Below are 21237 nucleotides of genomic sequence, written 5' to 3' on the forward strand. Positions count from 1 at the left end.
ACGCCGGCGTCACATCGGCCGGTGAGCGCGGGCGGGTGGGCGCCGGTTACTTCTTCGGGGAGGGCCGCTTCGGTGGCTGCTGGCCGTCCTGCCGGGCGGCGGGGCCGGCGAGCGCCGCCGGCGGTTTCCCGGTGACGGGCGGCGTGGCGGGTTTCGTGTCACCGCTCCGGCTGGGCTTCGGGCCGCGGGCCGGGGCGGGCGTCGCCCCACCCGAGGTGGCGGGCCCACCAGCCGGGCCCGGCTTCGCCGTGGCGTCACCAGCGGCAGCCGGGCTCTGTCCGGCTCCACCGGCCGACGTCGCGCCGCCGCCCGTGGCGGGCGCCGTCCCGGCCGCAGCCGCGCTCGTCCTGGCCGCGGGTCCGGTGCCGGAGCCGCCGGCCTGGGCCGCACCGCCGGCACCCGGCCGGGGAGCGGGCTTCACCGCGGGCACCGTCTTCTGTCCGTCGGGCACCACGTCGCCGCCCGGAGCCGCACCCGCCGGGGCCGCACCCGCCGCAGCCGCGCCAGCCGGACCCGCGCCCGCCGCGCCCGCCGGACCCGCGCCCGCCGGACCCGCGCCCGCCGGACCCGCGCCCGACGGCGCCTCACCGGCGCGGCTCATGTCGACGACGGACTCGTCCTTCAGCGGCTCCAGCGCGGACTGGCTGCGGGCCAGCACCTCGTCGGTCTTGCGGAGCCGGCTGGCGACCTCCGTGCTGACCCGCGTCAGGCGATCGACCAGGTCCCGCGCCTCGCGCTCGCGCTTCTCCGCCTTTGCCGTCGCCTCTGCGACGAGGCGGCGGGCCCGCTCGGTGGCCTCGTCGACGAGCCGCTTCGCCTCGGCGGTCGCCTCCGCGATGCGGCGCTCGGCCTGCTGCTTGCTCGCCCGCTGCTGGTCGGCGACGTGCTTCTCCAGCGCGGCCCGCTGCGCGGCCATCGACTGCTCGAAGTCGTGCTGCACCGTGCGGCGCTTGCGTTCCGCCTCGATGTCCAGCTGCGTCCGGCGCCGCGTCGCCTCCGCGGTCAGCCGCTCGACCTCGGCCTTCGTCGCCTCCAGCGCGCGCTTGTGCTCGGCCTGCAGCGCCTGCCCGTGCGTGTCCAGCTCGGCGAGCAGGCTCTGGTACCGCTCGCGCAGCTTCCCGGACAGCTCGGTCGTCCTGCTCCAGTGCTCCTCGGCCGCGACCTGCGCCCGCGAGGTGATCTCCTCGGCGCGCATCTCGGCCAGCTCGACCGTGCGCTGCATGCGCTCGTCCAGGTCCTCGACCCGCTCCGGCGGCCGCTTGAGCTCCTCCACCCGGTTCCGCAGGCGGGCGATCTCCCCGCGCGCACCCTCCAGCTCCCTGGACAGGTTGCTCGCCTTGGTCATCGCGTTGTCGCGATCAGCCATCACCCGGCGCAGGTTCGCCTCGACGTGATCCAGGTACTGCAGCACCTGGCCGCGGTCGAAACCGTGCCACACCTGGTTGTACTCACGCCTCAACGGCAGCAGGCTGTCGCGTTCGGGAACCATGCGAAAACCGTACCCGCGCACAGCGCGTTAACACGCTCAGGCCACGCCCGGTGTGTCACTCACCAGTGGAAGCCCCTGGTCAGCTTGATCAGCGCGTTCGCGGCCCGCGACAGGTGCCGTTCACCCTTGCCGAGGCGCAGTTCGCCGCTGCCGCCCGCGGCCGCCGAGTCGGGGAAGACGCGGTAACCCTCGTAGGCGACGGCGTCGACCAGCCCCGGCACCAGCGTGTACGCCGCCTGGATCAGGTACCCCTCGGGCGTGCCGATGTGCTTGGGCCGGTTCTTCAGCGCGCGCACCACCATGTCGGCCGCCTGGTCCGGCGACTTCGTCGGGAACGCGTCGTAGATCTTCGTCGGCCGGATCATCGGGGTGCGGACCAGCGGCATGTGGATGGTCGTGAACGTGATGCCGTCGCCGTGCGTCTCGGTCGCCGCGATCTTGCTGAAGTAGTCCAGCGCGGCCTTGGACGCCACGTAGGCCGAGAACCGCGGCGCGATGCCCTGCACCCCGATCGACGACACGTTGACGATGTGCCCGAACTTCCGCTCGGCCATGTGCGGCAGCACCGCGAGGATCAGCCGCACCGCCCCGAAGTAGTTGATCGCCATCGCGCGCTCGTAGTCGTGGAAGCGGTCGTAGGACAGCTTGATCGAGCGGCGGATCGACCGGCCCGCGTTGTTGACCAGCATGTCGATGCGGCCGTGCTCGCTCAGCATCTGGTCGACGATCTTGCGCACCGCCTCCTCGTCGGTGAGGTCGGCCGGGTAGATCGACGCGTAGCCGCCGGCGGCGACGATCTCGTCGCGGACCTCCGCCAGCTCCGCCTCCCGGCGCGCGACCAGCAGCGGGACACCGGCCTCGGCGGCGACCTTCAGGGCGGTCGCGCGCCCGATGCCCGACGACGCGCCGGTGATGATCACGCGACGGCCGTCCAGCTCGCCTCGCGGCCCGTGCTTGCGGGCGCGGAACGGGTCGAGGTGCTCGCGCCAGTACCGCCACAGGGCGGGGGCGTAGTCCTCGATGCGCGGCACGTCGACACCGCTGGACGCGAGCTCCTTGCGGGTCGCCGCGGAGGAGAAGACCGACGGGAACGCCAGCGTGTCCAGCAGGACCGCGGGGATGCCCAGGCGTTCCAGGAACGCGTCCCGCGTGATCGACACCCCGGGTACGTGCTCGCTCAGCCGCACCAGCTTCAGCAGGCCGCGGGACAGGCGCCGGTCCAGCTCGATGTCGACCGTCGGCGCCCCGGCGGCGCGGGCGAAGGCGTTGTAGACGCACAGCACCGACTGCGGTTCCGGGCTGACCAGGTGGAACGCGCGCCCGTCCAGTCCCGGTTTCACGACCAGCTCCAGCAGGGCCCGTGCCACGTAGTCGACCGGCACGATGTTCGTGTCGCCCAGGTCCGGCCCGGCCAGGGGCACGTTCGGCAGGGCGGCGAGCCTGCTGATCGCGGGGAACAGGTAGTACGGGCCGTCGATCTTGTCCATTTCGCCGGTCTGCGAGTGACCCACGACCACCGCGGGCCGGTACACCCGCCACGGCACCTCGGACTGCTGCCGCACGAGCCGTTCGGCCTCGAACTTGGTGCGGTGGTAGGGGGTCGGCAGCCGCTGGCCGGTGTCGAACATGTCCTCGGTGAACACGCCCTCGTGGTCACCGGCCACGGCCACCGACGACACGTGGTGCAGGCAGCCGGCTTCGATGTCCGCGGCCAGTTCGAGCACGTGGCGGGTGCCCTCGACGTTGGCCTTGACGCTGGTGGCGTCGTCCGCGGTGAGGTCGTAGAGCGCGGCCAGGTGGACCAGACCGGTCACGGTGCCGCGGAGCGCGGCGCGCACCTCCTCGCCGACGCCGAGGCCCTCCTGGCCGATGTCGCCGTCGACGAGCGTGACCTTCTCCGGGTGCGGCCACGCGTTGACGAGGTCGGCCAGCCGGTCCCGCGACTTCTCCCGGACCAGCAGGAACACGCGGTCGACGTCGTCGCGGGCGAGCAGCAGCGGGGTGAACTGGCGGCCGATCAAGCCGGTCGCCCCCGTCACGAGATACCCGGTCATGCGATGCCCTCCCGCTGATCCGCACCCGTTCCGGCTGCATTGTGCGTCAGTCCGGCGTGCCGTGACCACAGTCATAGTGCACCGGCCTACCGGAACGATCACCGGGCGCGAGTAAAGTCGCCTTTACTTGACGGGAACCGGCAGGGCGCTGCCGACGTTGAACCTGATGCAGGTGCCAGTAGATCCAGGAGGATCAGGTGCGTTCCACAAGCAACCCAGCGTTCCGCAACCTGCCCACCGGCAGCGCGGGATACGGCTCGTACGGGCCGAACGTAGGTTTCAACCAGCCGCAGGGCATGCCCGGCTACGGCATGCCGTCGGGCTACGGCGCGCCCCAGGCGCCGTCGGCCGAACGCCCCATGACGGTCGACGACGTCGTCATCAAGACCGGCCTCAGCCTCGGCACCGCCCTGGTCACCGGCGTGCTGGCCGCCATATGGGCCCAGACCCAGGCCGAGGCCAACGCCCTCGGCCCGATCGTCGGGCTGATGGTCGGCGGCATGCTGGTCGGGCTCGTGCTGTCGCTGATCATGATCTTCCGGCAGAAGCCGAGCGGCCCGATGACGCTGATCTACTCGGCGGCCGAAGGCGTCTTCCTCGGCGCGATCACCGGGCTGTTCGAGTTCATCTACCCGGGCATCGCGCTGCAGGCGATCGTCGGCACCGCGGGCGTGTTCGTCGCGATGCTGGTGGTCTACAAGACCGGTGCCGTGAAGGTCACGCCGAAGCTCACCAAGTGGATCATCGGCGCCACCGCCGGCGCCGCGATCCTGATGCTGTTCAACCTGGCCCTGAGCCTGTTCGGGGTGAACACGGGCCTGCGGGACGGTAGCACGCTCGCGATCATCTTCAGCCTGGTCGTCATCGGCATCGCGGCGTTCAACTTCCTGCTCGACTTCGACATGGCCGACCAGATGATCCGACAGGGCATGCCGGCCAAGTGGGCGTGGTTCGCGGCGTTCGGCCTGATGACCACCCTCGTCTGGCTCTACCTCGAGATCCTGCGCCTGCTGTCGTACCTGCAGAACGACTAGCGCGGTCCACGTCAAGCAGAAGGACACTCGGTGATCAACCGGGTGTCCTTCTGTCATGTGGTCACCTGATCGGTGGGCCAGTGATCGTCACGTTGACTACGCAGTGTTGGATACGGGCATCTGTCGTCCCGTTTACACTTGTGAGGTCCGCGTGAGCGTCCCCCCACCGCCGGCTGCGCCTGGAGGGCAGCCGGCACCGTTCGGCAATCGGCCGCCCGCCGGTAACCAGGGCGCTCCCGGCGCTTTCGGCCAGCCCGGCCCGCAGGGGCAGGCCGGCCAGTTCGGTCCGCCGCCCGGCCAGCCCGCCGGCGCCCCGCCCGCCGTCCCGCCGCCCGGCCAGCCCGGCGCGTTCGGCCCGCCACCGGGGCAGCCGTTCGGCCCGCCGCCCGGCGTGCCGGCGCGGAAGAGACGCTTCCCGGTGTGGCTGATGATCGTCGCCCCGATCGTCGTGGTCGGGCTCGTCGTCGCCGGCGTGATCGGCTTCCTGAACTCCCCGGACAGCGCGGCCGTCGGCGACTGCCTGCAGGTCACCGAGTTCAAGTACAACGGCGACGAGCCGACGAAGATCGACTGCAACGACCAGAACGCGAACGTCAAGATCGCCGTGAAGCTGGACGACTCCTCGTCCGAGTGCCCCACCGGCGACTACGACTCCTACAGCGTCTCCGGCCGCGGCGACTACAAGCTCTGCCTGATGATCAACGCCCACGAGGGTGACTGCTTCGCCAACGTCACCTCGGACACCGCCGGTTACAAGCGGGTTCCCTGCACGGACCCGACGGCCGAGATCGAGTTCCTCAAGATCGTCACCGGCCAGGCCGACGAGGCGGCGTGCCAGGGCCTCAAATACGACGGCGCGGTGAAGTACTCCGAGCCCGCCACCACCATGTGCGCGGTCGCGAAGGGCGGCGCCAGCGCCTGATCCGGCGCACGAAGAAGGGCCCGGCGGGAAACCCGCCGGGCCCGTTTTCGTCCCGGTGTCAGCTCAGCCGCTCGATGACCATCGCCATGCCCTGACCGCCGCCGACGCACATCGTCTCCAGGCCCCACTGCTTGTCGTGGTGCTGGAGCGAGTTGATCAGCGTCGAGGTGATGCGGGCGCCGGTCATGCCGAACGGGTGGCCCACGGCGATCGCGCCGCCGTTGACGTTCAGCCGGTCGATGTCGATGCCCAGGTCCCGGTAGGACGGGATGACCTGCGCGGCGAACGCCTCGTTGATCTCGACCAGGTCGATGTCGCCGATGGACATCCCGGCGCGGGCCAGCGCGCGCTGCGAGGCCTCGACCGGGCCGTAGCCCATGATCTCCGGCGACAGGCCGGACACGCCGGTCGACACGACCCGCGCCAGCGGCGTGATGCCGAGCTGCTTCGCCTTGGTGTCGGACATGATCACCAGCGCGGCGGCGCCGTCGTTGAGCGGGCAGCAGTTGCCGGCGGTGACCCGGCCGTCGGGGCGGAACACCGGCTTCAGGCCGGACACGCCCTCGAGCGTGACCCCGGCGCGCGGGCCGTCGTCCTTCGACACCACCGTGCCGTCGGGCAGGGTCACCGGCGTGATGTCCTTGGCCCAGAACCCGTCCGCGATCGCCTTCTCCGCCAGGTTCTGCGACCGCACGCCGAACTCGTCCATCTCCTCGCGGGAGACGTTCTTCAGGCGGGCGAGGTTCTCCGCCGTCTGGCCCATCGCGATGTAGACGTCGGGCAGCTCGCCGTTCTCACGCGGGTCCACCCACGTGTCGCTGCCCTCGGCGGCGACCTTCGCGGTGCGGGCCTCGGCGTCGGCGAACAGCGGGTTGTGCGTGTCGGGCCAGGAGTCCGAGCTGCCCTTCGCGAACCGGGACACGGTCTCCACGCCGGCGGAGATGAAGACGTCGCCCTCGCCCGCCTTGATCGCGTGCAGCGCCATCCGGGTGGTCTGCAGGCTGGAGGAGCAGTAGCGGGTGATGGTGCAGCCGGGCAGGTGGTCGTAGCCGAGCTGGACCGCGACGGCGCGGCCCATGTTGAACCCGGACTCGCCGCCCGGCAGGCCGCAGCCCAGCATCAGGTCGTCGATGTCCTTCGGGTCCAGCTGCGGCACCTTGTCCAGGGCGGCGCGGACCATCTGGACGGCCAGGTCGTCCGGCCGCATGCTGACCAGCGAGCCCTTCCCGGCGCGGCCGATCGGCGAACGCGCCGCGGAGACGATGACGGCTTCGGGCATGGGGGACACTCCTTCGGGTCGGACTAAGCGCGTGCTTACCCACATCCTGCACCCTGAACGGGCGCGGTCAAACCCCTGAGCGACGACTACCACGTCCAGGGTGGCCCCTTCCGTCGCCCACCACCACCCTCGACGGACGCGCTCCGCGCGCTAGCCTGACCCGTGTGGACTACGTCGAGCACATCGTCGACCTCGTGGGCGAGACCCCGCTGGTCAAGCTGAACTCCCTCACCGAGGGCCTGGCGCCGCTCGTGCTGGCGAAGGTGGAGTACTTCAACCCCGGCGGCAGCGTGAAGGACCGCATCGCGCTGCGGATGGTGGAAGCGGCCGAGGCCTCCGGCGAGCTGCGGCCCGGCGGCACGATCGTCGAGCCGACGTCCGGCAACACCGGTGTCGGCCTGGCGATGGTCGCCCAGCGCAAGGGTTACAAGTGCGTCTTCGTGTGCCCGGACAAGGTGAGCGAGGACAAGCGCAACGTGCTCAAGGCCTACGGCGCTCGCGTCGTGGTGTGCCCGACCGCCGTCCCGCCCGAGCACCCGGACTCCTACTACTCCGTCTCCGACCGGCTGGTCGCCGAGATCGAGGGCGCCTGGAAGCCCAACCAGTACGCCAACAAGGAGAACCCGGCCAGCCACTATCACTCGACGGGTCCGGAGATCTGGCGGCAGACCGACGGCCGGATCACGCACTTCGTCGCCGGCGTCGGCACCGGCGGCACGATCTCCGGCACCGGCCGCTACCTCAAGGAAGCGTCGCAGGGCCGGGTCAAGGTCATCGGCGCGGACCCGGAGGGCTCGGTCTACTCCGGCGGCACCGGCCGCCCCTACCTGGTGGAGGGCGTCGGCGAGGACTTCTGGCCGGACACCTACGACCGCGACATCGCCGACGAGATCATCGCGATCTCCGACGCCGAGTCCTTCGCCGTCACGCGCCGCCTCGCGCTCGAGGAGGGCCTGCTGGTCGGCGGTTCGTGCGGCATGGCCGTCGCCGGCGCGCTCAAGCTCGCCGAGCGGCTCGGCCCGGACGACGTGGTCGTGGTGCTGCTGCCCGACGGCGGCCGCGGCTACCTGGGCAAGGTGTTCAACGACCAGTGGATGGCCGGCTACGGCTTCCTGCCGCCGGACTCCTCCGGCGCCACGGTCGGCGACGTCCTGCGCGCCAAGACGGGGTCGCTGCCCGACCTGGTGCACACGCACCCGAACGAGACGGTCGCCGAGGCCGTCGCGATCCTGTCCGAGTTCGACGTGAGCCAGATGCCGGTGGTCAGCGCGGAGCCGCCGGTGATGGCCGCCGAGGTGGTCGGCGCCGTCAACGAGCGCGAGCTGCTGGAGGCGCTGTTCACCGGGAAGGCGCAGCTCGCGGACCGGCTGGACAAGCACATGTCGCCCCCGCTGCCCACCATCGGCGCCAGCGAGGGGGTCGGCGCGGCGATGGAGGCGCTGTCGGGTGCCGACGGCGCGCTCGTCCTGGTCGACGGCAAGCCCGCGGGCGTGCTCACGCGGCACGACCTGTTGGGATTCCTCGCCGGACGGTGAGAAGGGGTTCATCGCGTGGAACCGTCGGGGCGTTACGAGCGTCCATGACCGGTATCCGATAGCGTGTGGCCAGCCGAATCATCGTGTATACGCACTGTCAGTCCTCTCGAGGGGGTTCAATTCCCAGATGAGCGCTCCGCAGCCGCCGAACCAGCCGTGGGGTGGCGGCCAGCCGCCTCAGGGCCCGCCGAGCGGTCCCCAGCAGCAGCCAGACAACCCGTTCGGCTCCTCGGAGCCGACCCAGGTCGTGCAGCCCGGCCAGTCGCAGCAGCCGTCCGAGGGCGGTTCGTTCGGCGAGACCGCGGAGCCGACTCAGGTGGTCCAGCCCGGCGGCGACCCCAACGCCACCCAGAAGGTCAACCCCGGTGAGACGCCCGGCGCGGAGTCCACGCAGCTGGTGCCCCCGGGCTCGCAGCCGCCGGCCATCCCGTACTCGCCGCCGCCGAGCGCCGCGGACAACCCGGGTGCGGTGAACCCCCAGCAGAGCTTCGGGCAGCAGGGCTTCGGCCAGCCGCAGCAGCCGGGCTTCGGGCAGCAGCCCGGCCAGCCGGGTGCCTACGGCCAGCCGCCGCAGGGCTACGGCCCGCCCTCCCAGCCGGGCGGTTTCGGTCAGCCGCAGGGCTTCGGTGCTCCCGGTTTCGGCGCCGCGCCGAGCGGTGGCGCCGGTGGCGGAAACCAGCTCTTCGGCTGGATCGCCGGCGGTGTGGCCGCGCTCCTCGGCCTGATCGCCGCGATCCTCGTCCTGGTCGACTTCGGCGACGCGGGCGACTACTCCGACCTCTACAACCAGTTCTCCGAGCAGGCCGCGGCCGCCGGCGCGCCCAGCCCGGGCCTGATCTGGTTCTACCTGATCATGATCCTGGTCGGTTCCCTCGCCGCGCTGGCGGGCGGTGTCCTCATCGCGCTCGCCGGGCGCCTGAGCGCGTCGCTGAAGAAGATCGCGCCGATCCTGACGGCGGTCGGCGGCTTCCTGCTGCTGCTGTTCGCGATCCTGCTCATCACCGCCTTCCCCGGCGACCTGAGCGACGTGCCCGGCAAGGGCGTCATGTACATCATCTTCGGTGTCGTCCTGCTCCTGATCGGCGCCGCGGGCATCGTCCCGGCAACCAAGCAGTTCGTCGGCCTCGGTGGCGGTGGCCAGGGCGGCCAGGGGCAGGGCCAGGGCGGCCCGGGCGGCTTCGGCGGCCCCGGTGGCTACGGCCCGCAGAGCGGTGGTTTCCCGCAGCCGGGTCAGCCCGGTCAGTTCGGGCAGCCGCAGCAGCCCGGCCCGTACGGCCAGCCGGGCGGGCCGAACCCGCAGAGCGGTGGCTTCCCGCAGCCGGGTCAGTACGGCCAGCCGCCGCAGCAGCCAGGTTACGGCCAGCCGCAGCCCGGCCAGTACGGCCAGCAGCCCGGTTACGGTCAGCCCGGCCAGTACGGTCAGCCGCACCCCGGCCAATACGGCCAGCAGCCGCAGCAGCCCGGCTACGGTCAGCCCGGCCAGCCGCCGCAGCAGTGGTGACCAGCTGATCTCGTCGATGCCCCCGGCCCAGGCCGGGGGCATCGTCTTTTTCCCAGTTGATGACCGCGCGCTGGGAACGCGGCTAGGGTGAGCGCCGTAACGGTCCGATTCCCTGGGGGCGCTGTGACGAGTCCGGTCGGCCGGGAGCCGCGCCCCAGTGGCCTCACGGCGATCCTCGCGGGGGCGCTCGGGCTGCTCCTGGCCGTTGTGCTGGGCTACCTGCCGTTGAAGTTCTTCGTCGACCACGGACTCGACGGCATGGCCGTGAAGGTGAGCTGCGTGCTCGGCGTCTACTCCGCGGCGGCGTTGTTCCTGCTGGTCGGCGCGCTGATCACGTTCTTCCGCGCGGTCGCCGGCGCGGTGTCGCTGCTGGTCGGCGCGCTGCTCGCGGTCGCCGCGGTGGTCCTGGAGCCGGTCCTGCTCTACCCCGGCTACGTCGGGGCCTTCTTCTCGGACATGTTCCGGTTCGGGCCCGACGACGCGTTCGTGCGGGTCGGCGCCGCGGTCGGTGGCCCGCTCGTTTTCGTCCTCGCGGTGCTTCCGTGGACCTTCCGGTACCTGCGGCACCGCCCGGCTGGTAGTTGGTAGATGTGACCTTTCCGCCCCCCGCCGAAGACTTCGCCGACGCGACCGCCCCGTCCCGCGGTGGCGGCGCCGGCATCACCGCCGCCGTGCTCGCCCTGCTCGGCGGCGTGTTCCACCTGATCGGGGTGGCGGGCGGGGCGGTGCTGCTGGCCGGCGACTACGACCTGGGGCGCGGGCTGCTCACGTTCGCGACGCACCTGGTGCTGGCCGCGACCCTCATCACCGGCGGTGTCGGGCTGGTGCTGGCGAAGGAGTTCGGCCGCGTCGCGACGATCATCGGTGCGGCCGCCGCGCTCGTGGTGTACGTGCTGGTGCTGGTGCTCGGCGCGTTCGGGGTGTACTTCCTCGGGCTGATCGATGCCCAGGTGCCGGTCGTCTACGTCGCGGTGTTGTGCGTGCCCGCGATCGGGACGCTGGTGCTGGCGTGCCTGCCGCCGACCGCGCGGTGGGTGAGCCGGGGCTGGTCGTAGGCTGGGCCCATGACCCACGACCTCTCCTCCGCAGGCTTCGAGACGCGCGCCATCCACGCAGGTCAGGAGCCTGACCCGCGGACGGGTGCGGTCATCGTGCCGATCTACCAGACCTCGACCTACGCGCAGGACGGCGTGGGCGGCACCCGCGAGGGTGACTACGAGTACTCGCGCACCGCGAACCCGACGCGCACCGCGCTGGAGCAGGCGCTCGCCTCGCTGGAGGGCGCCCGGCACGGGCTCGCGTTCGCGTCCGGCATGGCCGCCACCGACGCCGTGCTGCGGACCGTCCTGCGTCCCGGCGACCACCTGGTGCTGGGCAACGACGCCTACGGCGGCACGTTCCGGCTGATCGACAAGGTGCTGAAGTTGTGGGGCGTCGAATACGGCGTCGCCGACCTGTCGAACGCGGACGAGGTGCGGGCCGCGATCCGCCCCGAGACGAAGCTGATCTGGTGCGAGACGCCGTCCAACCCGCTGCTCGGCATCGCGGATCTGGCGGTGCTGGCGGAAATCGCCCACAGCGCCGGCGCCCGCCTGGTCGTGGACAACACCTTCGCGACGCCGTACCTGCAGACGCCGCTCGCACACGGGGCGGACGTGGTCGTGCACTCGACGACGAAGTACCTGGGCGGACACTCGGACGTCGTCGGCGGCGCGGTGCTGACGAACGAGGAGGAGCTGCGGGAGCAGTTGTTCTTCCTGCGCAACTCGGCCGGCGCGGTGCCCGGACCGTTCGACGCGTGGCTGACCCTGCGCGGGTTGAAGACGCTGGGCGTGCGGATGGACCGGCACTGCGACAACGCCGAGCAGATCGCGCAGATGCTGGTGGAGCACCCGAAGGTCGCCGAGGTGTACTACCCGGGCCTGCCGAGCCACGCCGGCCACGACGTCGCGGCCAAGCAGATGCGCCGCTTCGGGGGCATGATCTCGTTCCGGCACGCGGACGGGCGGGACGCCGCACTGGCCACCGCGGCCGGCACCGGGCTGTTCATCCTGGCCGAGTCGCTCGGTGGCATCGAGAGCCTGATCGAGCACCCGGGCCAGATGACGCACGCCAGCGTGGCCGGCTCGATGCTCCAGGTCCCCGACGACCTCCTGCGGATCTCCGTGGGCATCGAGGACGTCCGCGACCTGAGCGACGACCTGCGCGCAGCGCTGGGCTGACAGCGCGAAGCGCGTGCTCTGGTAGGAGCTGGGTGCCCGTGTAGCGGGGACGGGCGAGGTGCGGGAGCAGTTGTTCGTCCTGCGCAACTCGGCCGGGACGGTGCCCGGACCGTTCGACGCCACGCCGGCCACGACGTCGCGGCCGGGCAGATGCGCCGCTTCGGGGCATGATCTCGTTCCGGCACGCGGACGGGCGGGATGCCAACGGCGCGAAGCGCGTGCTCTGGTAGGAGCTGGGTGGCTGTGTAGCGGGTGTGGGTGAGGTGCTGGGTCCCGTTGCGTGCCAGGTCGGTGCCGAGGGGGTTGAGCCGCCGGGTGGGCCGGGCAGTGGCGTGCGCTGCCCGCCCGGCAACCGTCATTCGTCAGGGGCGGTAGTTGTTCAGCTCCGCGTTCTTCGCGTTCCCCGTCGTGCTGCCCGTCCGGATGCCCTGCAGCTCCGACCCGTCCACGCACCCACCGACCAGCTCGACGTAGTTGTCGTGCCGGATGTACTGCCCCGGATCGCCGCAGGTGGCCCTGTCGACGGTGTACACCGCGGCCCCGGTCAGGGCCAGCGCGGACGTCACGCCCGCGACCAGGGGCAGCAGTCCGGCCGCACGCGTGGCACGCCGGACTCTGCCGCCCGTTTCGCTCCGCGTTGGCATGGCTACTCCCGATTCGCCGAACTGACCGGCTCCCAGGGTACCGAAACCCGCGGGACGGGGGTGGCATGATCCGGGACATGGATCTGGTGGACGTCGACCGCATCCGGGAAGCGCGGAAGCTCCTCGAGGGCATCATCCGCGTCACGCCCATGGAACACGCGCGTGACCTGGAACGGCTCCACAGCGGCGCGGTCCACCTCAAGTGCGAGAACCTGCAACGCACCGGCTCCTTCAAGATCCGCGGCGCCTACACCCGCCTCCACGGGTTGACCGCCGACGAGCGAGCCCGCGGGGTCGTCGCCGCCAGTGCGGGCAACCACGCGCAAGGGGTGGCTCTCGCGGCCTCGCTGCTGGGCATTTCGTCGACGGTGTTCATGCCGACCCGCGCCCCGCTCCCCAAGCTGGCCGCCACCCGTGGCTACGGCGCGGACGTGCACCTGCACGGGGACGTGCTGGAGGAGGCCCTCGCGGAGGCGATCGCGTTCGCCGAACGCACCGGGGCCGTGTTCATCCACCCCTTCGACCACGCGGACATCATCGCCGGCCAGGGCACGGTCGGGCTCGAGATCCTGGAGCAGGTGCCGGAGGCGGCCACGATCCTGGTGCCCACCGGCGGTGGCGGTCTCGTCGCGGGCGTCGCGTGCGCGGTCAAGGCGACCCGGCCCGACGTGCGCGTCGTCGCCGTGCAGGCCGAGGACGCGGCCGCGTTCCCGCCCTCGCTCGCGGCCGGCGGGCCGGTGCGTCTCACGCAGATGCAGACGATGGCCGACGGCATCGCGGTCGGGCAGCCGGGTCCGGTGAGCTACGCGCACGTGGCGTCGAAGGTCGACGACGTCCTCACGGTGTCGGAGGAGTCGCTGTCCCGCGCGGTGCTGCTGTGCTTGGAACGGCGCAAGCTCGTGGTCGAACCGGCGGGCGCGGCGGCGGTGGCGGCACTGCTGCAGTACCCCGGCGAGTTCGCGGCGCCGGTGGTGGCGGTCGTCTCCGGCGGCAACGTCGACCCGTTGCTGCTGCTGCAGATCATCCAGCACGGCATGACCGCCGGCGGTCGTTACCTGGCGTTGCGGCTGCGCGTGCCGGACCGGCCGGGGTCGCTGGTGTCGGTGCTGTCGCGGGTTCGCGACCTGGGCGCCAACGTCCTCGACGTGGAGCATTCGCGGATCTCCGGCGCGCTGGCCCTCGGCGAGGTCGAGATCGCCCTCAACCTGGAAACGCGCGGCCCCTCGCACTGCGAAGAAGTCCGCGCCGAACTCCAGCGCGCCGGGTTCACCGTCGTCGGCTAGGACCCGGTGGAGGCCGGGTCCGGGCTCGGCCGCGTCCGCGGCGTGCAGCGCCACGACCAGCCAAGACTTTTCTCAGACGCGCTAGAGGTTGCCGCGGCGCTCCTGCTCGCGCTCGATGGCTTCGAACAGCGCCTTGAAGTTGCCCTTGCCGAAGCCGAGCGACCCGTGCCGCTCGATGAGCTCGTAGAACACCGTGGGCCGGTCGCCGACCGGCTTGGTGAAGATCTGCAGCAGGTAGCCGTCCTCGTCGCGGTCGACCAGGATCCGGTGCTCCTTCAACGTCTCGATGGGCACCCGCACCTCTCCGATCCGCGCCCGCAGTTCGGGGTCGTCGTAGTAGGAGTCCGGGGTGTCCAGGAACTCCACGCCCGCCTCGCGCATCGCCGTGACCGTGCCGACGATGTCGCCCGTGGCCAGCGCGATGTGCTGGCACCCGGCACTGCCGTAGAACTCCAGGTACTCGTCGATCTGCGACTTCTTCTTCCCCACCGCGGGCTCGTTGAGCGGGAACTTCACGCGGTGGTTGCCGTTGGCGACGACCTTGCTCATCAGGGCCGAGTAGTCGGTGGCGATGTCGTCGCCGACGAACTCCGCCATGTTCGTGAAGCCCATGACGCGGTGGTACCAGTCGACCCAGTGGTCCATCCGGCCGAGCTCGACGTTGCCGACGCAGTGGTCGACGGCCTGGAACAGGCGACGGCGCTCCGGCGTCTCCCGCGGTTGGTAGCCGGGCAGGTAGGGACCGGAGTAGCGCGAGCGGTCGACGAGGCTGTGCCGGGTCTCGCCGTAGGTGGCGATCGCGGCCAGCCGCACGGTGCCGTGCTCGTCGGACACGTCGTGCGGCTCCTCCAGAACCGTCGCGCCCTGCGCCCGCGCGTGCGCCACACATTTGTCCACATCGGACACTTCGAGCGCGAGGTCGACGACCCCGTCGCCGTGACGGCGGTGGTGGTCCAGCAGCGGTGAGTCCGGCCGCACCCCGCCGGTGACGACGAACCGCGCGGAGCCGGACTCCAGCACGAACGCCTTGTGATCCGGCTGCCCGGTCTCCGGGCCGGAGTAGGCGACGAGCCGCATGCCGAACGCGTGCTGGTAGTACCACGCGCTCTGGGTGGCGTTGCCGGCGATGAACACGACGGCGTCGAGCGACTTCACGGGGAACGGGTCGGCGGTCTCGTCGTGCTCGACCAGGCCGACGAGGCGGCGCAACTGGTCGTAGTCCACGTCGTCGAGGGTGTTGGTCATGTCAGGAAGAATGCGGAGTTCATCGCAGGCTGGGCAACAGTGACCGGTTTCGCTGGACAATCTGACCAGCGGGCGACGAGGATGATCTACCAGAGTGGGCAATCTGACCAGGAGGTGCCGTGGACGCGCTCGACGCCCGGTTGTTGTTGCTGCTCACCGACGCGCCGCGGCTGAACGTGCTGGAGTGCGCGCGCCGGCTGGGCGTCGCGCGCGGGACGGTCCAGGCACGCCTGGACCGGCTGACCGAGCAGGGGATCCTCGGCGGCTTCCCGCCCGAGCTGAACCTCGCCGCGATGGGCTACGGGCTCACCGCGTTCGCCTGGCTGGAGATCGCGCAGGGCCGTCGCGCCGCGGTGGCGGAGGCGCTCGAGGCCATCGAGCAGGTGTGCGAGGTGCACGCCACCACCGGGCAGGGCGACCTGTTCGTCCGCATGGTGGCGCGCGACCACGACGACCTGCAGCGGGTCATCGATGCCGTGGTCAGCGTGCCCGACGTGCGGCGGACGTCGACGTCGCTGGCGCTGTCGACGCCCGTGCCGCCGCGGGTGCGCCCGTTGCTGGAGCGGCTCGCCTACGAGACGAACTCCAGGTAGCGCTTCGCCGAGCGCTGCACGACGTCGTACCCGTCCTTGCGGACCACGGCGTCCCACCAGGCGCCGTAGATCGCCTCGAAGCGGTACCCGGCGAGGATCTCCGCCGCGCGGCGGACCACCGCCGGCCGCTCCGGGATCAGGTTCGGGTAGCTGTACATGAAGGCGACGAACTCGCGGTCCGGGATGACCTGGACGATGTCGCCGGACAGCAGCGCCCCGCGTCCCTGCTCACCGCCGGACCAGTGCAGGACCGTGCCGCCGGTGAAGTGCACGCCGAGGTTGACCAGCGTCAGCTCGTCGCCGACCTGCTTGGTCGGCCCGCTCCACAGCTCGATCCGGTCGTCCGGTCGGCCGATCCACTGCCGGTCGCCCTCGTGCAGGTGGACCGGCACGTCGAAGGCGCGGGCCCATTCGACGCAGGTGGTGTAGTAGTGCGGGTGGCTGATCGCGATGCCGGTGATGCCGCCGCGCGCGTTGATGTCGTCGACCAGGGCGTCGTCGAGGTAGGCGGTCAGGTCCCACAGGAAGTTCCCGCCGGCCGTCTCGACGAGGAGCGCCCGCTGGCCGATGCCGAGTTTCGACGTGGTGCCGATGCCGGTGATGTTCTCGCCCTCGGGTTTGACGAGGGGTTCGAACTGCTGCTGGATCGTGGCGAGGTCGGTCCACCGCTGGCCGGACGGGGGGACGTACTGGCGTTCGTCCTCGCAGATGGGGCAGTCCGGACGCGGGGCCGCGTACTGCATGCCGCAGGTCACGCAGATGGGGTTCATGCGGGCCAAGCTACCGCCGGACCGCCCCCGGGCAGAAAAAAATGCGGCTGTCCCCGGGCAAGGACTCCCGCCCGGAGACAGCCGCACGTGGCTGGGGGGCTCAGCCGGCGTAGGGGACGGCCTTGATCAGCGTGACCTTCTGCGTGCTGCCGTTGGGCAGCTCGTACTCGCGCGACTCGCCCTCCTTGGCGCCCAGCAGGGCCTTGCCCAGCGGCGACTCCGGGGAGTACACGTCGAGGTCACCCTCCGAGGCGCCCTCCTCACGCGTGGCGAGCAGGAACTTCTCGTCCTCGTCGTCGCCCTCGTAGCGGACGGTGAGGACCTTGCCGGGACCGGCGACGCCGTCGTTGGCAGGGGCTTCGCCGACCTTGGCCGACCGCAGCAGCTCCTGGAGGTGCCGGATGCGCGCCTCCTGCTGACCCTGCTCCTCACGGGCGGCGTGGTAGCCCCCGTTCTCCTTGAGGTCGCCTTCCTCACGGCTGTCGTTGATCTTCGCAGCGATGACCGGACGATTCTCGATCAGCTCGTCGAGCTCGTGCTTGAGCCTGTCGTAGGCTTCCTGGGTCAGCCAGGTCACCTGGGTGTCGCTCACGGCCACCATCTCCTCGTCGTACCTGCCGGACATGGGTGTTCATGCCGGCAGCCGCACTGCACCGCGTGCGGCTGGATAAAGGAAAAACACGGCCCGTTCGGGCCGTGCCGGTAGATCAGGGTACCACGGCAGAGCAGGTCAGCGCCGGTCCTTATCCCAGAAACCGGGCATTCGCCGCGTCATTCACCCCGTTGGCCGCTAACTCCTTGACAAATAGGCGGGGATGTCGTACGAGCAGCCGTACACATCCGCGGTGACCGGACGGTCGATGCTCCGGATGACCGTGTCGACCCGGCTGGTGCCGCCCGGGACGTAGACCTCCTTGCGCCCGCTCTCGGCGCCGCTGAGGTCCCGCGTGCGCACGATGCACACCCCGGGCCGGCCCGGGTCGTCGCGCGTCACGTTGATCGAGATCGACATCGCGTTCCCCGGCAGCTCCTCGAACGTGACCCGCTCCGCGCTGATGGGCGCGGCGCCGAGGTTGACGTAGCCGATCCAGGCGACCACACCGCCCACGACCACCGCCAGGATCCCGAAGGCCCACACGCGCCACCGGCGGCTCGCCCGCGGTGGCTTGCCGTAGCGGCCTTCCGGCAGCGACGGCGGGGCGCTGGCGGTGCTCAAGCCGGGCCTCCGATCGATCTTGTCGTACCCCCGGGGACAATGGGGACCACCGCAGTATCTCTCCGCGGCGGAATACGGGATCAGAAGGGGTCGTTGGACGCATGGTGGGTTCTGACGAGCTGATGTCCGGATCGGGATCGCGCCTTCGTCTCATGGCGGTGCACGCCCATCCCGACGACGAGTCGAGCAAGGGCGCGGCCACGATGGCCCGCTACGTCGCCGAGGGTGCCGAGGTCATGGTCGTGACGTGCACGGGTGGCGAGGCCGGCAGCATCCTCAACCCGGCCATGGACCGGCCCGAGGTGCTCGCCAACATGTCCGCCATCCGCCGCGAGGAGATGGCCAGGGCCGCCAAGATCCTCGGCGTGCAGCACCGCTGGCTGGGCTTCGTCGACTCCGGCCTGCCGGAGGGCGACCCGTTGCCCCCGCTGCCCGAGGGCTGCTTCGCGCTCACGCCGCTCGAGGAGCCGGTGCGCGAGCTGGTCAAGGTCATCCGCGAGTTCCGCCCGCACGTCGTCCTCACCTACGACGAGAACGGCGGCTACCCGCACCCGGACCACATCCGCACCCACGAGGTCTCCGTCGCGGCCTTCGACGCCGCCGCCGAGCCCGGCAAGTTCCCCGAGGCCGGCGAGCCGTGGCAGCCGCTCAAGCTGTACTACATGCACGGCTTCTCGCGCGCCCGCATGCAGGCCTTCCACGACGCGCTCGTCGAGGCCGGCATGGAGTCGCCGTACGCGGAGTGGCTCGGCAAGTGGGACCCGGACCGCGCCGACGTCATGGAGCGGGTCACCACGCAGATCGAGTGCGGCGAGTACTTCCCGGTCCGCGACGAGGCGCTCAAGGCGCACGCCACCCAGATCGACCCCAACAGCCGCTGGTTCTTCGTGCCGCTGGAGATCCAGCAGAAGGTGTGGCCGACCGAGGAGTACGAGCTGGTGCGGTCGCTGGTGGACAGCACGCTGCCCGAGGACGACCTGTTCGCGGGCGTCCGTGAGAAGGTGTACACATGAGTTTCGCGTTGCCGGCGCCGGTCACCACGACCGCCCTCGTCCTGGCCCAGCAGCCGGGCAACGGCGACAACGGTGGCCAGGGTGAGGACTTCGGCAAGTCCTCGCCCCTGGGGTTCCTGATCCTGCTGCTGTTCCTCATCGCCGTCGCCCTGCTGGTGCGCTCGATGACCAAGCACCTCAAGCGGGTCCCGCCCACCTTCGACCCCGAGGAGCAGGCCGCCGCCGAGGCCGAAGCCGCCCAGAAGGACGAGCCCGGGGCGGAGCCCGCCGAGGCGCCGGCGAGGGAGCCGGAGAAGAGCGAGAGCAGCTAGCGCGGCGTCGCCGGGCAGGCCGTGACACCCTGGTGCCATGGCCAACCGACTCGCCGCCGCGACGAGCCCCTACCTGCTGCAGCACGCCGAGAACCCCGTCGACTGGTGGCCCTGGAGCGCCGAGGCGCTCGCCGAGGCCAAGCGCCGGGACGTGCCGATCCTGCTCTCGATCGGTTACGCCGCGTGCCACTGGTGCCACGTCATGGCCCACGAGTCCTTCGAGGACGCCGAGACCGCGCGCCTGATGAACGAGCACTTCGTCAACATCAAGGTCGACCGCGAGGAACGTCCCGACATCGACGCCGTCTACATGACCGCCACCCAGGCGATGACCGGCCAGGGCGGCTGGCCGATGACCTGCTTCCTCACCCCCGACGGCGAACCGTTCCACTGCGGCACCTACTACCCGCCGCAGCCGCGCCCCGGGGTGCCGTCGTTCCAGCACCTCCTCGTCGCCGTGGCGCAGGCCTGGCAGGAGCGCCGCGACGAACTGGTCGAGGGCGCGGGGAAGATCGTCGAGCACCTCGCCGGGCAGCTCGGGCCGCTGCCGCCCGCACCGGTGGACGAAGCCGCGATCGACGCCGCGGTGCGCAAGCTCGCCGGGGAAGCCGACCGCGCGCGCGGCGGATTCGGTGGTGCGCCGAAGTTCCCGCCGTCGATGGTGCTGGAGTTCCTGCTGCGTCACCACGAACGCACCGGTTCCGCCGATGCGCTGTCCTTGGTGGAATCGTGCGCGGCCGCGATGGCCCGCGGCGGTATCCACGACCAGCTCGCCGGCGGGTTCGCGCGCTACTCGGTCGACGCGTCCTGGGTCGTGCCGCACTTCGAAAAGATGTTGTACGACAACGCCCTGCTGCTGCGGGTGTACGCGCACCTGGCGCGCCGCACCGGCTCCGCGCACGCCGCGGAGGTGGCCCGGATGACCGGGAACTTCCTGCTCGGGCGCCTGCGCACCGGTGAGGGCGGGTTCGCCGCTTCGCTGGACGCCGACACCCTCGGCGAGGAGGGCCTGACCTACGTCTGGACGCCCCAGCAGCTGCGCGAGGTCCTGGGTGAGGACGACGGCGCGTGGGCCGCGGATCTGTTCTCCGTCACCGAAAAGGGGACGTTCGAGCACGGTGCGTCGGTGCTGCAGCTGTTGCGCGACCCGGATGACCGGGAGCGGTTCGAGCGGATCCGCGCGGCCCTGCTGGTCGCGCGGGACCAGCGACCCCAGCCGGGCCGCGACGACAAGGTGATCGCCGCCTGGAACGGGCTGGCGATCACGGCGCTGTGCGAGGCGGGCGTCGCTCTCGACGAGCCGCACTGGGTGTCCGCGGCGCAGCACGCCGCGTCCACCGTGCTCGGTATCCACTTGCGGGACAACCGCTTGCGCCGCAGTTCGCGCGACGGTGTCGCCGGCAACGCGGCGGGTGTGCTGGAGGACTACGGCTGCCTCGCCGAGGGGCTGCTCGCGCTGCACCAGGCGACGGGTGATCCGCGCTGGCTCGCCGAGGCGACCAACCTGCTGGACATCGCGCTCGACCGGTTCGCGGTCGACGACAGCCCGGGTGCCTACCACGACACGGCCGACGACGCCGAGATCCTGGTGCACCGGCCGTCCGACCCGACGGACAACGCCAGCCCCTCCGGCGCGTCCGCCCTGGCGAACGCATTGGTCACGGCCTCCGTGCTGGTCGGCAGCGACCGGTCGGCGGGCTACCGGGAGGCGGCCGAGCAGGCGGTGCGCCGGGCCGGGCAGCTGGCCGCGAAGGCACCCCGCTTCGCCGGGCACTGGCTCACCGCGGCCGAGGCGCTGCTCGCCGGGCCGGTCCAGGTGGCGATCGCCGGACCGGATTCGACGGAACGGGACCTGCTGCGCGCGGTGGCCGCTCGCCGGGCGCATGGTGGTGCGGTCGTGCTGGCCGGCGAACCCGGTGCGGACGGTGTCCCGCTGCTCGCGGACCGGCCGCTCGTGGCGGGCAAGGCGGCCGCCTACGTGTGCCGCGGGTACGTCTGCGATCGGCCTGTGACCAGCCCCGATGAGCTGGTCGCCGCCTTGTCCGCCAGCAGTGAACAGGGGATCTGACGGCGGGTTTCCGGCGTAGCGTGTTGCAGAGTAATCATGTAATCATCGCCGGAGGCGA

General features: G+C 71.3%; 20 protein-coding genes. 12 read left to right on the plus strand and 8 right to left on the minus strand.

Features of this window, described 5'->3' with window-relative positions:
- Positions 1-46: 46 nt before the first annotated feature.
- The gene (locus FB470_RS16005) at positions 47-1489 is read right to left on the minus strand and encodes a coiled-coil domain-containing protein (RefSeq protein WP_306992383.1); all 1443 of its coding nucleotides are present in this window, start codon (positions 1487-1489) and stop codon (positions 47-49) included.
- A gap of 59 nt (positions 1490-1548) precedes the next feature.
- Complete coding sequence (locus FB470_RS16010; RefSeq protein WP_306992385.1) at positions 1549-3543, minus strand: SDR family oxidoreductase; 1995 nt, start codon at positions 3541-3543, stop codon at positions 1549-1551.
- A 197-nt stretch (positions 3544-3740) separates the two neighbouring features.
- Between FB470_RS16010 and FB470_RS16015 the strand changes: the two genes are divergently transcribed.
- Positions 3741-4577 carry a Bax inhibitor-1/YccA family protein gene (locus tag FB470_RS16015; protein ID WP_306992387.1) on the plus strand — a complete coding sequence of 279 codons (837 nt, stop codon included), beginning with the start codon at positions 3741-3743 and terminating at the stop codon, positions 4575-4577.
- A 427-nt stretch (positions 4578-5004) separates the two neighbouring features.
- Positions 5005-5499 (plus strand): LppU/SCO3897 family protein, encoded by a 495-nt coding sequence (locus FB470_RS16020; protein WP_306992389.1) that lies wholly within the window; start codon positions 5005-5007, stop codon positions 5497-5499.
- 58 nt (positions 5500-5557) lie between these two features.
- On the opposite strand, the gene FB470_RS16025 is transcribed toward FB470_RS16020, so the two are convergent.
- Entirely contained in the window at positions 5558-6778 is a 1221-nt protein-coding gene (locus FB470_RS16025; RefSeq protein ID WP_306992391.1) for an acetyl-CoA C-acetyltransferase, read from the minus strand.
- A 164-nt stretch (positions 6779-6942) separates the two neighbouring features.
- Here FB470_RS16025 and FB470_RS16030 point away from each other — a divergent pair, with 164 nt between their 5' ends.
- The 5 genes from FB470_RS16030 to FB470_RS16050 all read left to right on the plus strand — a co-directional run bounded on the left by FB470_RS16030 (position 6943) and on the right by FB470_RS16050 (position 12036).
- Positions 6943-8313, plus strand: coding sequence for a cystathionine beta-synthase (locus FB470_RS16030; protein WP_306992394.1), 1371 nt, complete (start codon positions 6943-6945; stop codon positions 8311-8313).
- 127 nt (positions 8314-8440) lie between these two features.
- Complete coding sequence (locus FB470_RS16035) at positions 8441-9814, plus strand: hypothetical protein (RefSeq protein WP_306992396.1); 1374 nt, start codon at positions 8441-8443, stop codon at positions 9812-9814.
- A 123-nt stretch (positions 9815-9937) separates the two neighbouring features.
- A complete protein-coding gene (locus tag FB470_RS16040) occupies positions 9938-10402 on the plus strand; it encodes a hypothetical protein (protein ID WP_306992397.1) in 465 nt (154 codons plus the stop codon).
- A gap of 2 nt (positions 10403-10404) precedes the next feature.
- Positions 10405-10869, plus strand: a complete 465-nt coding sequence (locus FB470_RS16045; protein ID WP_306992399.1) for a hypothetical protein — start codon at positions 10405-10407, stop codon at positions 10867-10869.
- A gap of 9 nt (positions 10870-10878) precedes the next feature.
- Positions 10879-12036 (plus strand): cystathionine gamma-synthase, encoded by a 1158-nt coding sequence (locus FB470_RS16050; protein WP_306992400.1) that lies wholly within the window; start codon positions 10879-10881, stop codon positions 12034-12036.
- Positions 12037-12398: 362 nt separating this feature from the next.
- Here the strand turns inward: FB470_RS16050 and FB470_RS16055 are convergent, their stop codons facing one another.
- The gene (locus FB470_RS16055) at positions 12399-12680 is read right to left on the minus strand and encodes a hypothetical protein (RefSeq protein ID WP_306992402.1); all 282 of its coding nucleotides are present in this window, start codon (positions 12678-12680) and stop codon (positions 12399-12401) included.
- A gap of 77 nt (positions 12681-12757) precedes the next feature.
- On the opposite strand from FB470_RS16055, the gene ilvA reads away from it, so the two are divergent.
- On the plus strand, positions 12758-13963 hold the full coding sequence (ilvA, locus tag FB470_RS16060) for a threonine ammonia-lyase (RefSeq protein ID WP_306992404.1): 1206 nt from the start codon (positions 12758-12760) through the stop codon (positions 13961-13963).
- A gap of 81 nt (positions 13964-14044) precedes the next feature.
- Here the strand turns inward: ilvA and hppD are convergent, their stop codons facing one another.
- The gene (hppD, locus tag FB470_RS16065) at positions 14045-15208 is read right to left on the minus strand and encodes a 4-hydroxyphenylpyruvate dioxygenase (protein ID WP_306992406.1); all 1164 of its coding nucleotides are present in this window, start codon (positions 15206-15208) and stop codon (positions 14045-14047) included.
- Positions 15209-15327: 119 nt separating this feature from the next.
- On the opposite strand from hppD, the gene FB470_RS16070 reads away from it, so the two are divergent.
- Positions 15328-15801 carry an Lrp/AsnC family transcriptional regulator gene (locus FB470_RS16070; RefSeq protein WP_306992407.1) on the plus strand — a complete coding sequence of 158 codons (474 nt, stop codon included), beginning with the start codon at positions 15328-15330 and terminating at the stop codon, positions 15799-15801.
- On the opposite strand, the gene FB470_RS16075 is transcribed toward FB470_RS16070, so the two are convergent.
- The 3 genes from FB470_RS16075 to FB470_RS16085 form a co-directional block, all read right to left on the minus strand.
- Positions 15780-16571, minus strand: a complete 792-nt coding sequence (locus tag FB470_RS16075; RefSeq protein ID WP_306992409.1) for an MBL fold metallo-hydrolase — start codon at positions 16569-16571, stop codon at positions 15780-15782. The two genes, FB470_RS16070 and FB470_RS16075, sit on opposite strands and share 22 nt — an antisense overlap.
- A 100-nt stretch (positions 16572-16671) precedes the next feature.
- On the minus strand, positions 16672-17172 hold the full coding sequence (gene greA, locus FB470_RS16080) for a transcription elongation factor GreA (protein ID WP_306999301.1): 501 nt from the start codon (positions 17170-17172) through the stop codon (positions 16672-16674).
- A 189-nt stretch (positions 17173-17361) separates the two neighbouring features.
- Entirely contained in the window at positions 17362-17787 is a 426-nt protein-coding gene (locus FB470_RS16085; protein WP_306992411.1) for a DUF4307 domain-containing protein, read from the minus strand.
- A 101-nt stretch (positions 17788-17888) separates the two neighbouring features.
- Here FB470_RS16085 and mca point away from each other — a divergent pair, with 101 nt between their 5' ends.
- The 3 genes from mca to FB470_RS16100 are packed head-to-tail and all read left to right on the plus strand — an operon-like array spanning position 17889 to position 21179.
- Positions 17889-18800 (plus strand): mycothiol conjugate amidase Mca, encoded by a 912-nt coding sequence (gene mca / locus FB470_RS16090; protein ID WP_306992413.1) that lies wholly within the window; start codon positions 17889-17891, stop codon positions 18798-18800.
- Positions 18797-19111, plus strand: a complete 315-nt coding sequence (locus FB470_RS16095) for a hypothetical protein (RefSeq protein ID WP_306992415.1) — start codon at positions 18797-18799, stop codon at positions 19109-19111. Before mca ends, FB470_RS16095 begins: the two co-directional genes overlap by 4 nt.
- Positions 19112-19148: 37 nt before the next feature.
- Positions 19149-21179 (plus strand): thioredoxin domain-containing protein, encoded by a 2031-nt coding sequence (locus FB470_RS16100; RefSeq protein ID WP_306992416.1) that lies wholly within the window; start codon positions 19149-19151, stop codon positions 21177-21179.
- The last annotated feature ends 58 nt before the right edge of the window (positions 21180-21237 follow it).

This window comes from Amycolatopsis thermophila (assembly GCF_030814215.1).
In the GTDB taxonomy this organism is placed as follows: domain Bacteria; phylum Actinomycetota; class Actinomycetes; order Mycobacteriales; family Pseudonocardiaceae; genus Amycolatopsis_E; species Amycolatopsis_E thermophila.